Genomic DNA, 13275 nt, shown 5'->3' on the forward strand with positions numbered 1-13275 from the left:
GCTCGCCTTCGCGCTGGCCGACCGCCGCCGCGCCGCCGGCAGCAACCCGGCCCGGGCGGAGGCGCCGGCGCGGCCGCTGCCGCTGGTGCCATGGTTCATCGTCGGCTTCCTGGCGCTGATGGGGCTCAACCTGCTGGGCTTGATCCCGCCCGCCGCCGCCGAGGCCGGCGCCGCGCTGGCCGGGGCACTGACGGTGGTCGCCATGGCCGGGCTCGGCCTCAGCGTCGACGTCCGCACGGTGGGCCGCGCCGGCCAGCGGGTGAGCGCCGCGGTGACCCTGTCGCTGCTCGCCCTGGGGGGCCTCGCGCTGCTGCTGGTGCGACTGGTGGTGCCGGCATGACCCTCGACCAGCTGCGCATCTTCGTGGCGGTGGCGGAGGCGGAGCATGTCACCCGCGCCGCTGCCGGCCTCGGCATCACCCAGTCGGCGGCCAGCGCCGCCATCGCCGCCCTGGAGGGGCGCCACGGCGTCGCCCTGTTCCACCGCCTCGGCCGCGGCATCCGGCTGTCCGAGGAAGGCCGGATCTTCCTGGCCGAAGCGCGCGCCGTGCTGGCGCGGGCGGAGGCGGCGGCGGCGGTGCTGCACGACCTCGGCACCCTGGAGCGCGGCAGCCTGACCGTGCAGGCCAGCCAGACCATCGCCGGCTACTGGCTGCCGCGCCATCTGGTGGCGCTGCGGCGGCGGCATCCCGGCCTCGCCGTGCGGCTGACCATCGGCAACACCGCCCAGGTGGCGCGGGCGGTGGAGGACGGCGCCGCCGACCTGGGGTTCGTGGAAGGGGAAGTGGATGCCCCGGCGCTGGACCGCCACGAGGTGGCGCGCGACCGGCTGGTGATCGTCGTCGCCCCCGATCATCCGTGGGCGACGACGGAGATGCCGGTGACGCCGGCGGACCTGCTGCAGACATCGTGGGTGCTGCGCGAGCCGGGCTCCGGCACCCGGTCGGAGTTCGAGCGGGCGCTCACCGGCTTCGGCCTCGACCCCGCCGCCCTGGCGGTGGCGCTGGAACTGCCGTCCAACGAGTCGGTGCGGGCGGCGGTGGAAACCGGCGCCGGCGCCACCGCCCTGTCAGCCTCGGTGGCGGCGGGGGCGCTGGAGGCGGGGCTGTTGTGCGCCGTCGGCCCAGCGCTGCCCGACCGCGCCTTCCACCTGCTGCGCCACCGCGACCGCCATCAGAGCCGCGCCGCGCAGGCCCTGACGGCGCTGGTGCTGGGGGAATGACGCCCCGCTCACGGGGAAACCAGGCTCCCAAGCGAGCATTGAGCGAGCGGCCAAGCGGGCGGGACGCCCGCGCCCGGCGAGGGACAATAAAACTCCGGGGCGGGCAGCGCCCGGCCCCAGGCTCGCATTGAGCGAGCGGCCAAGGGCGCGTCAGCGCCCGCCCGGCGAGGGACAAAGAAAAAACCCTCACCCCTTTGCGCGGGACGGGCAGAGCCCGGCCCGAAGCGAGCATTGAGCGAGCGGCCAAGCGGGCGGGACGCCCGCGCCCGGCGAGGGCTCTTAAACCGACGTCCCGCCCACCGTCAGCGGCTCCACCAGCAGGGTCGGCTGGCCGACGCCGCAGGGCACGCCCTGGCCGTCCTTGCCGCAGGTGCCGATGCCGGGGTCGAGGCCCATGTCGTTGCCGATAGCCTTCACCTTGGTCAGCACGTCCGGCCCGTTGCCGATGAGGGTGGCGCCCTTCACCGGCGCACCGATGCGGCCGTTCTCGATCAGGTAGGCTTCCGAGGCGGAGAACACGAACTTGCCCGACACGATGTCCACCTGCCCGCCGCCGAAGTTGACGGCATAGAGGCCCTTCTTCACCGACGCGATGATGTCGGCCGGGTTGGCGTCGCCGCCTTCCATGTAGGTGTTGGTCATGCGCGGCAGTGGGCTGTGGGCATAGGACTGGCGGCGGCCGTTGCCGGTCGGCTTGGCGCCCATCAGGCGGGCGTTCATGCGGTCGAAGATGTAGCCCTTCAGGATGCCGTCCTCGATCAGCACGGTGCGGCCGGACGGCGTGCCTTCGTCGTCGATGGTCAGCGAGCCGCGGCGGTCCGGCAGGGTGCCGTCGTCGACCACGGTGACGCCGGGGGCGGCCACCCGCTGACCCATCTTGTCGGAGAAGGCGGAGGTCTTCTTGCGGTTGAAGTCGCCTTCCAGGCCGTGGCCCACCGCTTCATGCAGCAGGATGCCGGGCCAGCCGGCGCCGAGCACCACGGTCATCTCGCCGGCCGGGGCGTCGATGGACTCCAGGTTCACCAGCGCCTGGCGCAGGGCCTCGTCCACCGCCGCCTTCCAGGCGTCCTCGGTGACCAGGCCGTCGTAGGTGACGCGCCCGCCCATGCCGTGGCTGCCGGTCTCCATGCGGTCGCCCTGGCTGACCATGACCGACACGTTCAGCCGCACCAGCGGGCGGATGTCGGCGGCCATGACGCCGTCGGCGCGGACGATGTGAACCGCCTGCCACGACCCGGTGAGCGACGCCATCACCTGCACCACGCGCGGGTCCTTGCCGCGGGCGTAGGCGTCCATTTCCGCCAGCACCCGCACCTTTTCCTCGAACGGCACCAGCGGCAGCGGGTTGGCGTCAGTGTAAAGGCTGGTGTTGGTGCCGCCCGGCGGCTCCGCCAGGGTGCCGCCGGCGCCCCGGCGCACCGCCTTCACCGTATCGGCGGCGCGGGCCACGGCGTCGTTGTCGAGCAGGCTGGCGTGGGCATAGCCGGTCGCCTCGCCGGCGACGGCGCGCAGGCCGAAGCCCTGCTGGGTATCGAAGCTGGCCGACTTCACCCGCCCGTCGTCGAAGCTGATGCTTTCCGACTGGCGGTATTCCAGGAACAGTTCGCCGTCGTCGCAGCCCTCCAGCGCCTCGCGCACCGTCGCCAGGGTGCGGTCGCGGTCGAGGCCGGCGCGGGTGAAGAACAGATCCTCGGTGACGGCGATGTCGGCCATGACGCACTCCAACAAACGGAAAGGACAGCCACGATACCCGCCGTCGCCCAAGGCGCAAACGGGGAAGTGGGGGTGCCGGTCTGCCTCATGTGGGGCGGCGGGCGGACCCTGTCACCACCCAAGCGGGCAGTTTCCCCAAGGGAAGGAAGCGGATAAACAAGGGAAACCCCTGCCGGAAGATGTGAAACCGCCGTGTCCCTGCCGCCGCTGACCCAGCACCCGTTGCGCCACACCATCGCCGGCGAGGTGCACGCCCGCCCTTACGAGCCGCTGGACGGCGCCTGGCGCGTCTCCCACCTGGCGCTGGTGACGGGCGAGCTGCCGCCCGGCACCGAGACGGCGCTGATCGGCGACCTGCTGCGCCGCTTCGGCCGCGCCGGTCCGGGGCCGGAGGCGGTCTACCTGACGGTGGACCTCGGCCCCTTCCGCCTGCGGTGGGAGCGGCACACGGAATTTTCCACCTGGACCTTCCTGGTGTCCGGCCTGCCCGGCGATGCCGCCGACCCCTTTGCCGCGCCGGCCCTGGCGCGGGTGCCGGAAGACTGGCTGGCGCAGCTGCCGGGCAAGCTGCTGGTCGGCCTGCATGTGGTGCTCGACCCCGCCCCCTGCACCGCCGAGCAGGCGGCGCCGCTGTTCGGCGGCCGCATCGTCGGCAGCCGGGTGGGCGGCGACGCCGGGGCGGTGTTCACCGATTTCCTGCTGGCTGCCGACGGTTTCGGCCGCGCCCTGGTGGTCAGCGACGGCATGACGCCGGGCCTCGCCGGCCGCACCCTGCAGCGGGTGCTGGAGCTGGAAACCTACCGCCTGATGGCGCTGCTGGCCCTGCCGCCGGCGCGCGAGACGGCGCCGCGCCTGACGGTGATCGAGCAGGGCGTCAGCGCCGCCATGGCCCATCTGGCGGAAGACGACGGCGACGCCGGCCGCGACCGCCGCCTGCTGTCGCGCCTGACCTCCCTGGCGGCGGAGAACGAACGGCTGCTGTCCGGCCTCAGCTACCGTCTGTCGGCGTCGCGCGCCTATTATGCCATCGTGCAGCGGGCGGTGGACGACCTGCGCGAGGACCGCATCGAGGGCCTGCAGACCATCGCCGAATTCCTCGCCCGCCGCCTCGCGCCGGCCATGCGCACCTGCGATTACGTCGGCGCCCGCATGGAAGCCCTGTCCAAGCGCCTGACGCGGGCCGGCGACATGCTGCGCACCCGGGTGGACATCGGCCTGAACGAGAACAACCGCGACCTGCTGCACAGCATGAACAAGCGCGCCGAACTCCAGCTGCGCCTGCAGGAGACGGTGGAGGGCCTGTCGGTGGTGGCCATCAGCTACTACGTGCTCGGCCTGGTCGGCTACATCGCCAAGGGGCTGAAGGAAGCCGGCCTGTCGCCGGTGAAGCCGGAAGTGGCGGTGCTGGGCGCCGTACCGCTGGTGCTGGGGCTGGTGTTCATCGGCGTCCGACGCCTGCGCCGCGCGGTGGTCAAGCACGGCGACTGACGCCGCCGCGCCGCCGCCTCTGCCGGCTGCCTCAGTTGCCCAGTTCCAGGCGGGCGATGTTGTCGCGCGCCAGCTCCGCCTCCGGGCTTTCCGGGGCGGCGGTGGCGAGCAGCGTCTTCCACGCCTCGCGGGCGCCGGCATCGTCGCCCGCCAGCCGCGCCAGGATGCCCTTTTCCAGCAGCGCCCCCGGCGAGGTGGGGTCGAGGCTAAGCGCCCGGTCCACATCCGCCCGCGCCAGATCCAGCTGATCCAGGTAGCGGTAGGCGGTGGCGCGGTAGACCAGGGCATCCTCGCGGTCGGGCGCCGCCGTCAGGGCGCGCGACAGGTCGGCCACCGCATCGTTGAAGTTCTTGGCCGTGCCGAGCGTCACCGCCCGGTCGATCAGCAGCGAGGGGTCCTCGGGCAGCAGTTCCAGGGCCGTCGTCTGGGCGGCATAGGCACGTTCGGTGTTGCCGTCGAGCAGCCACGCCTGGGCCGCCTGCGCCAGCATGCCGGCCCGCACCGCCTCGGCGCGGGTGGAGGTGACGGCCAGCATCTCCAGCCGCTCCGCCGCCTCGCGGTATTCCTCCAGGCCGATCAGGGCGACGGCGGCGCAGTGGCGGGCCGGCTCGCCACCGGCCAGGCCGATCCACTGGCCCGCCTTCTCCCACGCCTCCTTGGGCTGCTCGGCGGCGAGGCGCATGCAGTCGCGGTACATCTGCGCCTCCGTCACCTGCTGGGCGGCGGCGGCGCCGGGCAGCGCCAGCAGGGCGGCAGCGGCGACGAGGGAGCGGGACAGCGGCAGGCGGCGGACGATGTTTGCAATCACGGTGGCACCGGGTCGGCTTGAGGGAACGGCGGCTCGCGCCTACAGTCGGGATGCACTGTGGCGAAAATGCAAGAGGATGTCATGACCGAACCCGGCCGCCTGTTCGTCTTCGGCCTCGGTTTCAGCGGCAGCGTGCTGGCGCGACGGCTGCGCGGCCTCGGCTGGCAGGTCGCCGGCACCACCCGCGACGCCGGCAAGCGCGCCGCCCTGCTGGCCGAGGGCATCGAGACCCTGCCCTTCGACCGCGACCACCCGCTGCCCGCCGGCGCCCTGGCGGGCGTGACCCATGCGGTGGTGTCGGTGCCGCCCGACGCCGAGGGCGATCCGGTGGCGGCGCTGCACGGCCTTGACCTCGCCGCCCTGCCGACCCTGCGCTGGCTCGGCTACCTGTCGACCACCGGCGTCTACGGCGACCACCAGGGCGGCTGGGTGGACGAGACCACGCCGCTGACCCCCGACGTCAGCCGCAGCGAGCGCCGGGCGGGGGCGGAGGCGGCATGGCTCGACCTGCTGCGCAGCCACGGCCTGCCGGTCCACATCTTCCGGCTGGCGGGCATCTACGGCCCCGGCCGTAGCGCCATCGACATGATCCGCGCCGGCCGCGCCCGCCGCATCATCAAGCCGGGGCAGGTGTTCTGCCGCATCCATGTGGAGGACATCGCCACCGTCCTGCAGGCCAGCATGGCGCGGCCCGACCCCGGCGCCATCTACAACGTCGCCGACGACGAGCCGGCGGCGCCCGAGGTTCCCATCGAGGAAGCCGCCCGCCTGCTGGGCGTCGCCCCGCCGCCGGCGATACCCTTCGACGAGGCGGACCTGTCGCCCATGGCTGCCAGCTTCTACCGCGACAGCCGCCGGGTGCGGAACGACCGCATCAAGACCGACCTCGGCATCCGCCTCACCTACCCCACCTACCGCGAGGGCCTGCGGCAGGTGCTGGAGAGCAGCGGTTAAGGGGAGGTCAGCCCACCGCTTCCCGCACCCAGCGCAGCAGGTCGGCCGGCGGCGCCACCAGGATGAAGGCAGCGGCGGCCAACAGGAGGGTGAACACGAAGGACGCCGCCAGCGACTGGATGAAGCCGCGCCGCCAGGGGTCGCGCGCCTCCTTGGCGTAGAGGGTGATCGCCTCACGCATCCACCGACGGTTCTTTTCAACGGCCGCCAGCTGGTAGTTCCGCAGGATGGCGCGGGCAGAGGTCTGCAACGTCTCCCGCCGGGCAGCGCCGTAGGTACGGGCATGTTCGCGGTATTCGTCTTCCGTCGGCTCCCTCCCGGTGCGGGACCGGAAGTCGATGAGCCACTGCCGCTTTTCGTGCTTGTAGATGCCGTAGGCGATGAAGCCTTCGATGTGCTCGACACCGGGGAGGGCCCCATGCGCCTCCAGGCGGACCAAGCTCTCGAAAACGTCGTTGTAGTCGCGGTCCTCGCCCATCACCACGCACACCACCCAGGACATGTCGTCGCCACTTCTAGCGCGGCACGATCATGACCACAAGATGATGCGTGCTTTCAGGACTGGGGCTTGCCGAGGATCTTCAGCAGTTCGGCGTTGGCCCGTCGCGACCCCTCGCGATAGGCGCCTTCACTGTCGAACTTCACCTTGTCGACAGCCTTGCGCGCCTCCGGCAGCCGGTCGTGGTTGCCGATGATGAACATGAAAAGGTGGGTCAAGCGCTTCACGCCAGCGATGAAAAAAGTACCAGCGCTCATCATCAAGCCCCATGGCTGCCGCTGCTCGTCATCCATGAGATAACCTCATTGCAAGGCCGATGCAACGGGGAGGGTGGCCTAGCCTCCCCGCAGTCCTCCCCCACTCCTGCCTCACCCCCGCGCCGGCCAGTCGGGGTGGTGGAGGTCGATGGTGAAGGGGTGGGTGTGGACCAGCGGGCGGTGGCGGTGGGGGTGGCGGTGGGGTTCCGGGCCTTCCCAGCCTTCGTGCTCGTGGTCGTGGTGGTCGCCGTGGGTGTGCAGGTGCTCGTGGTCGAGGCTGGAATGGCGGTGCGGCAGGACTTCGGCTTCGCTGGCCGGCCACATCACCGCCGCTGCCGCCAGGCCGACCGCCACCAGCACCGCGGCGGCCCAGAAGGCAGCGGCGAGGCCGAAGCCGGCGCCGACCAGCCCGGCCACCGGATAGGCGACCAGCCAGCAGGCATGGCTGAGGGCGAACTGGGCGGCGAAGAAGGCCGGCCGGTCGCCGGGCTGGCAGCTCTGGCGCAGCAGGCGGCCGCCGGGGGTCTGGATGGCGCTGGTCGACAGGCCGACGAACACCCACAGCACCAGCAGGCCGGGGAAGGCCGGCAGCCGCGCCGCTCCCAGCACCAGCGCCGTCAGCAGCAGGCAGGCGGCGCCCAGCATGACGACGCGGTTGCGGCCGGCGCTCAGCACCCGCGGCAGGATCAGCGCCGCCACCATGGAGCCGCCGCCGGCCGCCGCCATGGCCCAGGCGGTGGCGGTGGCATCGAGGCCGAGGTGGCTGCGGGTGTAGACGACGGTGTTGACGATCACCATGGCGCCCCCGGCCGCCGCCGCCAGATTGAGCGCCAGCAGCCCGCGCAGGCGCGGCGTCTTGAGGTAGCCGCGCACCCCGAAGGTCAGGTTGGCGACCACGCCGCGGGTGCGCTCCGCCGGCCGGGCGGCGGGCAGCACCGTCGCCGCCACCAGCAGCGCCGACAGGCAGAAGGTCGCCGCATTGGCCAGGAACAGGCCGTCGTAGCTGACCACCAGCAGCGCCGCCGCCGCCAGGGCCGGGCTCGCCAGCGCCTCCAGGTCGTAGGCGAGGCGCGACAGGCCGAGGGCGCGGGTATAGCGCGCCTCGTCGGGCAGCACGTCGGGGATGGTGGCCTGGAAGGTGGGGGTGAAGCCCGCCGCCGCCACGTTCAGCAGCACGATGAGGGCATAGACCTGCCACAACTCGGTCACCAGCGGCAGGCAGGCGACGATGCCGGCCCGCACCACGTCGAGCGCAACCAGCAGCGCCTTGCGCGGCAGCAGGTGGGCAACTCCGCCCACCGCCGGCGCCACCAGCACGTAGGCGACCATCTTCAGCGCCAGCACGGTGCCGAGCACCGCCCCGGCATCGCCGCCGGCCAGGTCGTGGGCCAGCAGCGCCAGCGCCACGGTGGTCAGCCCGGTGCCAACCAGCGAGGTCACCTGGGCGGCGAACAGGCGACGGAACACCCCGTCGCGCAAGGGCGAGGCAACGGCGGGAGCGCGCGGAGCCGGCGGATGATCGTGGGGCATGGTGGCGGCTGCGGGGCCTTGGGGGACGGGAGGGGGACTACGGGCCGCCATTGTCGGCACAACCGCCGCCACCGGGCAACAAGTTCCCGGCAGCTCCTGCCGGGCAGCGACGGCGCAGGCTCAAAGCCTTGAATTCCAAGCGCTTGGCCCTGGCGTAAACTTTGCTTTAACGGCCGCTGCCCGCCGAAGAGGATCACGCCCATGACCCGACCTTCGACCGTCGTCGACCGCGTGGAGAGTGCTGCCGCGCCGCGGCAGGTCCGCCCCACCGCCCTCCGCACCCCGGAGAGCGACTGCGACCGCCTGTTCCAGGACATCGTGACCGCCTTCGGCGCCACCGCGCAGCCGGCCCGCGTGCATGTGGCGACGCTGATCCGCGAGGCGCAGGCGGTGTTCCGGGTGGACGGGCGCATGGTCGCCAGCCTGTGGCGCGACGGGGCGACCGAGATCGCCGACCCCGCCTTCGCCGGCGCCTTCGACGGCGAGCGTCTGCACGCCGCCGCCGATGCCGCCGGGCTGGAGGGGCAGGCGCGGCTCGATCACCTCACCGACGCCATCGCCGCCGCCCTCGGCCCGCAGGCGGCGGTGGAGCGGTGGGACGGCGACCCCTCCGCCCCCACCTGGCAGGACTACCTGGAAGGCCGGCTGTTCACCGCCGCCGACCACGCCTTCGGCCGCCGGCCCTACCGCATCGACCCGCCACCGGCCGGCAGCGGCGACCGGGTGAAGGACCTGTGGGTGCTCAACCGGGTGGCCGGCGACTGACGCCGCCTGCCGCCGCCCGGCCGCAGCGCGAGGTCAGTGCAGGCCGTCTTCCGGCGGCGGGTTGGCGACGCGGCGGAACAGCCGGTTGTCGACCAGCGCCGACACCGCGATGGTGATCACCTGGCCGGTCCTCAGTTCCCTGATCTTGGTGTGCGGCGGCAGGTCGCCGTATTCCTGGAGGGAGTCCACCCGCCAGACGTGCTGCATGGGATCGCTCGTCTTGATGAAATGGTCTCCGACCGCGATGGCCCGGCGGCGCGACATTCGCTCTTTCCTCTCGGTTGCTCTTGGTTGGTCTTGATTGCGGAACGGGGTGCGGCGAAGGCCGCCGCCCGCTTGTCCTATCACCGGTTTATGGCGAAAGGCGGCCGGCTGCCAGCCTGACAGAAAATTGTCACAGCTGCTTCTCGGCATCGGGCGGCTCGCGGGTGATGATGCGGGCGCCGCGCTGGTAGGTGAGCCACCGCCACAGCCACTGGAACGACACCCGCATCCGCTTCTCGAAGCCCACCAGCAGCCAGACGTGGACCACCGCCCACAGCAGCCACGCCAGCCGCCCCTTCAGCCGCCGCCGGCCGAAGTCGAAGATAGCGGCGTTGCGGCCGACGATGGCGGTGTTGCCGCGGCTGCGGAAGCGGAAGGCGGGCACCGGCGTGCCGTCCCGCGCCAGCTGCGCCAGCGCCCGGCCGAGATGCTCGCCCTGCTGTTTGGCGACCTGGGCGAGGCCGGGCAGCGGCGCGCCGTCCTCGCCCGCCGCCAGGGCGACGTCGCCAAGGGCATAGACGCCGTCCAGCCCGCGCACCGACAGGTCGGGCTCGACTGCGATGCGGCCGCCCTTGGCCGGCTCGATCCCCAGCCACTCGGCGGCCGGTGCCGCCTTCACGCCGGCGCCCCAGACGATGGTGCCGGCGGGGATGCGCCGCCCGCCGACCACCACGCCGTCGGCCTCGATGCTGTCGACCATGGCGCCGGTGACCACCTTGACGCCCTTGGCCTCCAGCGCCCGCTCGGCGTAGCGGGCGAGGTCTTCCGGGAACGGGCCGAGGATGCGCGGCGCCGCCTCGATCAGCAGCACGCGGGCCTGGCGCGGGTCGATGTGGCGGAAGTCGCGGCTGAGGGTGTAGCGGCAGAGTTCCGCCACCGCCCCGGCCATCTCCACGCCCGTCGGGCCGCCGCCGACCACCACCGTGGTCATCAGCCGCCGCCGTTCCTCGGGGTCGGTGATGGCCTCGGCGCTTTCGAAGGCATAGAGCAGCCGGGCGCGGATCTCGCGGGCGTTCTCGATGGTCTTGAGGCCGGGGGCATGGCGCTGCCACTCCGCCTCGTGGCCGAAATAGCTGTAGATCGAGCCGGTGGCGACCACCAGCCGGTCGTAGGGCAGGCGGGCGCCGTCGGACAGGATCACCTGCCGGCCGGCGGTGTCGACGCCGCTCACCTTGCCCATGCGGACGTCGATGTTGCGGTGGCGGTGCAGGATGCGGCGGATGGGTTCGGCGATGTCGGCCGGCGACAGGGCGGCCGTCGCCACCTGGTAGAGCAGCGGCGCGAACAGGTGGTAGTTGTTCTTGTCCACCACCGTCACCCGCACCGGCGCCCCGCCCAGCGCCTGGGCGCAGGCGAGGCCACCGAAGCCGGCGCCGATGATCACCACCCGCGGCTCTGTCTCCGCCATCCGTCACCTCCGTCCATGAGGAACCCCCATGGCAACGGCGGACGGCAGGCGGGGGTTGTCGGCGGCGGCCGTTTAGGTCCGGGCGAGCGGGAACCCTTCGTCCAGCCAGCCGGTGACGCCGCCGGCCATGATCTTCACCGGCCGACCCAGCCGCGCCAGCCGCACCGCCGCGCGGGCGGCGCCGTTGCAGTGGGGGCCGGCGCAGTAGACGACGAACAGCGTCTCCGGCGGCCAGTCGCGCAGGGTGGCGGCGATGATCTTGCGGTGCGGCAGGTTGACGGCGCCGGGCACATGGCCGGCAGCGAACAGGTCCGGCCCGCGCGCGTCCAGCAGCACGAAGTCCACCGCCCCTTGCGCAAAGGCATCATGGACGTCCCAGCAATCGGTTTCGAAGGTGAAGGACGACTCGAAGTGGGCGAGCGCCACCTCGGGGGCGGCGGCGGGCACGGCGGCAACGGCACTGGGCATGGCGGGTCTCCTGCGGCGGATGGTTGCGGTTGCGCCAGTGTGGCGGCGGCGGTAGAGGTGGGAAATCGGCACCAGGGACGATGTTCGTGAAGATCATGCCAATAGCCCCGCCTGCCTCCCTCCCCGCCGACGCCCGCCGCCGCCGCGTCGTCGCCCTGGCCTATGACGGCCTCTGCACCTTCGAGTTCGGCATCGTGGTGGAGGTGTTCGGCCTGCCGCGGCCGGAGGTGGGGCCGGACTGGTATTCCTTCGCCGTCGCCGCCGCCGACCCCGGCCCCTTGCGCGCCACCGGCGGCGTGCGGGTGATGGCCGACGGCGGTCTCGACCTGCTGGCGACCGCCGGCACCATCGTCATCCCCGGCTGGCGCGACCGCGAGGAACGGCCGCCGGCTGCCCTGCTCCATGCCCTGCGCGCCGCCCATGCCGGCGGCGCGCGGCTGGTCTCCATCTGCTCCGGCGTGTTCGTGCTGGCCGCTGCCGGGCTGCTCGACGGCCGCCGCGCCACCACCCACTGGCGGCATGTGCCGATCCTCGCCCGCGACTACCCGGCGGTGCGGGCGGAGCCCGACGTGCTCTATGTCGACGAGGGCGACGTGCTCACCTCCGCCGGCAGCGCCGCCGGCATCGACCTCTGCCTGCATGTGGTGCGCAAGGATTTCGGGCCGCGCATCGCCAACATGGTGGCCCGCCGGCTGGTGGTGCCGCCGCACCGGGAAGGCGGCCAGGCGCAGTTCATCGACCGCCCGGTGCAGGCCCGCGCCGAGGGGCGCTTCGCCGCCGTGCTGGCATGGCTGGGGGACGAGCTGCCGGTGGGGGTGAGCATCGACGCCATGGCGGCCCGCGCCGGCCTCAGCCGCCGCACCTTCCTGCGCCGCTTCCAGGCCGCCACCGGCACCACCCCCGGCGACTGGCTCACCGCCCGGCGGGTGGCGCGGGCGCGCGACCTGCTGGAGACCACGGCGCTGGCCATGGAAGACCTGGCCGCCGCCTGCGGCTTCGGCTCGGCGGCGACGCTGCGCCACCACTTCCGCCTGCGGGTCGGCGTCAGCCCCACCGACTACCGCCGCGCCTTCGCCGGCGGTAGCAGTGCCGTCAGGGCCGCGGGCTGAGGGTCTTGCCCGCCGCCTCCAGCCACTCCACCAGATCGTCGGTGATGTGGTGGCAGTAGCTGAGGTCGTGGGTGTGGCGGAACCACTGCACGTCGTGCGGCCGCACCCACACCGTCGTCATGCCGATCTCCGCCGCCGGCTTCAGGTTGAGGGCGCTGTCCTCGAAGAAGGCCGACACTTCCGGCCGCACCGAGAAGTGGCGCAGCATGGCGGCATAGGTTTCTGGCTGCGGCTTGGGGATGAACTGCGCCGCCCGGATGTCGAAGATGCCGTCGAAGTGATGCGCCAGCTGCAGCGTCTCCAGCACCCGCTCGGCATGGCGTTCGCTGCCGTTGGTGAAGATCAGCTTGCGCCCCGGGAGCGCCGTCAGCGCCGCATCCAGGGCGGCGCAGGGCTCCAGCACCGAATGGTCGACGTCGTGGACATAGGCCAGGAACTCGTCCGGCTCCAGCCCGTGCTTCAGCATCAGCCCGCGCAGGGTGGTGCCGTACTCGTGGTAATAGCGCTTCTGGATCTCGAACGCCGTATGCGGATCGACCTTCAGGAAAGTGGCGATGAATTCCTTCATGCGCACGTCGATCTGCGGGAACAGGCTGGACGTGGCGGGATAGAGCGTGTTGTCGAGGTCGAAGATCCAGTCCTCGACATGCTCCAGCCCCGGCGCATTGGGGCTGTCGGGCGTCTCGGCCTGTTCGAGGGGAGTCCGGTTCTCGGCCACGGGTGGGGTGTCCTTTTGTTTGTGGTCCCTTGTATGTCTTGCCCAGCGTCGGCAGTAAGCTGCGCGAGGCTGG

15 protein-coding genes are annotated in these 13275 nt (G+C 72.4%); 6 read left to right on the plus strand and 9 right to left on the minus strand.

The genetic code is table 11. From position 1 onward, the window contains the following. On the plus strand, window positions 1-340 hold a 340-nt coding region (locus tag ABD056_RS21310; RefSeq protein ID WP_343870107.1), incomplete at its 5' end, for a putative sulfate exporter family transporter. Then, window positions 337-1221 (plus strand): LysR family transcriptional regulator, encoded by an 885-nt coding sequence (locus ABD056_RS21315; RefSeq protein WP_343870109.1) that lies wholly within the window; start codon window positions 337-339, stop codon window positions 1219-1221. The genes ABD056_RS21310 and ABD056_RS21315, both read left to right, overlap by 4 nt. Before the next feature lie 279 nt (window positions 1222-1500). On the opposite strand, the gene tldD is transcribed toward ABD056_RS21315, so the two are convergent. Then, complete coding sequence (gene tldD, locus ABD056_RS21320; protein WP_343870111.1) at window positions 1501-2934, minus strand: metalloprotease TldD; 1434 nt, start codon at window positions 2932-2934, stop codon at window positions 1501-1503. A gap of 192 nt (window positions 2935-3126) precedes the next feature. Here tldD and ABD056_RS21325 point away from each other — a divergent pair, with 192 nt between their 5' ends. After that, entirely contained in the window at window positions 3127-4422 is a 1296-nt protein-coding gene (locus tag ABD056_RS21325; RefSeq protein WP_343870114.1) for a DUF3422 family protein, read from the plus strand. 31 nt (window positions 4423-4453) lie between these two features. Here ABD056_RS21325 and ABD056_RS21330 read toward each other — a convergent pair whose 3' ends face one another. Further along, on the minus strand, window positions 4454-5230 hold the full coding sequence (locus ABD056_RS21330; RefSeq protein ID WP_343870116.1) for a tetratricopeptide repeat protein: 777 nt from the start codon (window positions 5228-5230) through the stop codon (window positions 4454-4456). Window positions 5231-5311: 81 nt separating this feature from the next. Between ABD056_RS21330 and ABD056_RS21335 the strand changes: the two genes are divergently transcribed. Beyond that, complete coding sequence (locus ABD056_RS21335; RefSeq protein ID WP_343870117.1) at window positions 5312-6184, plus strand: SDR family oxidoreductase; 873 nt, start codon at window positions 5312-5314, stop codon at window positions 6182-6184. A 7-nt stretch (window positions 6185-6191) separates the two neighbouring features. On the opposite strand, the gene ABD056_RS21340 is transcribed toward ABD056_RS21335, so the two are convergent. From ABD056_RS21340 to ABD056_RS21350, 3 genes are all read right to left on the minus strand, one after another. Next, a complete protein-coding gene (locus ABD056_RS21340; protein ID WP_343870119.1) occupies window positions 6192-6686 on the minus strand; it encodes a hypothetical protein in 495 nt (164 codons plus the stop codon). A 53-nt stretch (window positions 6687-6739) separates the two neighbouring features. Further along, on the minus strand, window positions 6740-6976 hold the full coding sequence (locus tag ABD056_RS21345) for a hypothetical protein (RefSeq protein ID WP_343870120.1): 237 nt from the start codon (window positions 6974-6976) through the stop codon (window positions 6740-6742). A 75-nt stretch (window positions 6977-7051) separates the two neighbouring features. Then, window positions 7052-8470 (minus strand): MFS transporter, encoded by a 1419-nt coding sequence (locus tag ABD056_RS21350; RefSeq protein ID WP_343870121.1) that lies wholly within the window; start codon window positions 8468-8470, stop codon window positions 7052-7054. A 201-nt stretch (window positions 8471-8671) separates the two neighbouring features. On the opposite strand from ABD056_RS21350, the gene ABD056_RS21355 reads away from it, so the two are divergent. After that, on the plus strand, window positions 8672-9235 hold the full coding sequence (locus ABD056_RS21355) for a hypothetical protein (RefSeq protein WP_343870123.1): 564 nt from the start codon (window positions 8672-8674) through the stop codon (window positions 9233-9235). Between the two features lie 33 nt (window positions 9236-9268). On the opposite strand, the gene ABD056_RS21360 is transcribed toward ABD056_RS21355, so the two are convergent. The 3 genes from ABD056_RS21360 to ABD056_RS21370 form a co-directional block, all read right to left on the minus strand. Continuing rightward, window positions 9269-9499: a hypothetical protein gene (locus ABD056_RS21360; protein WP_343870125.1), complete on the minus strand. Its 231-nt coding sequence runs from the start codon at window positions 9497-9499 to the stop codon at window positions 9269-9271. 130 nt (window positions 9500-9629) lie between these two features. Next, entirely contained in the window at window positions 9630-10907 is a 1278-nt protein-coding gene (locus ABD056_RS21365) for an NAD(P)/FAD-dependent oxidoreductase (RefSeq protein ID WP_343870127.1), read from the minus strand. 72 nt (window positions 10908-10979) lie between these two features. Next, complete coding sequence (locus tag ABD056_RS21370) at window positions 10980-11375, minus strand: rhodanese-like domain-containing protein (protein ID WP_343870128.1); 396 nt, start codon at window positions 11373-11375, stop codon at window positions 10980-10982. An 80-nt stretch (window positions 11376-11455) separates the two neighbouring features. Between ABD056_RS21370 and ftrA the strand changes: the two genes are divergently transcribed. Next, on the plus strand, window positions 11456-12484 hold the full coding sequence (gene ftrA / locus ABD056_RS21375) for a transcriptional regulator FtrA (RefSeq protein ID WP_343870130.1): 1029 nt from the start codon (window positions 11456-11458) through the stop codon (window positions 12482-12484). Here ftrA and ABD056_RS21380 read toward each other — a convergent pair. Next, on the minus strand, window positions 12468-13202 hold the full coding sequence (locus ABD056_RS21380) for a pyrimidine 5'-nucleotidase (protein WP_343870132.1): 735 nt from the start codon (window positions 13200-13202) through the stop codon (window positions 12468-12470). The two genes, ftrA and ABD056_RS21380, sit on opposite strands and share 17 nt — an antisense overlap. Between the last annotated feature and the right edge of the window lie 73 nt (window positions 13203-13275).

The sequence above is a fragment of the Caenispirillum bisanense genome (genome assembly GCF_039523075.1).
Classification (GTDB): Bacteria; Pseudomonadota; Alphaproteobacteria; order Rhodospirillales; family Rhodospirillaceae; genus Caenispirillum; species Caenispirillum bisanense.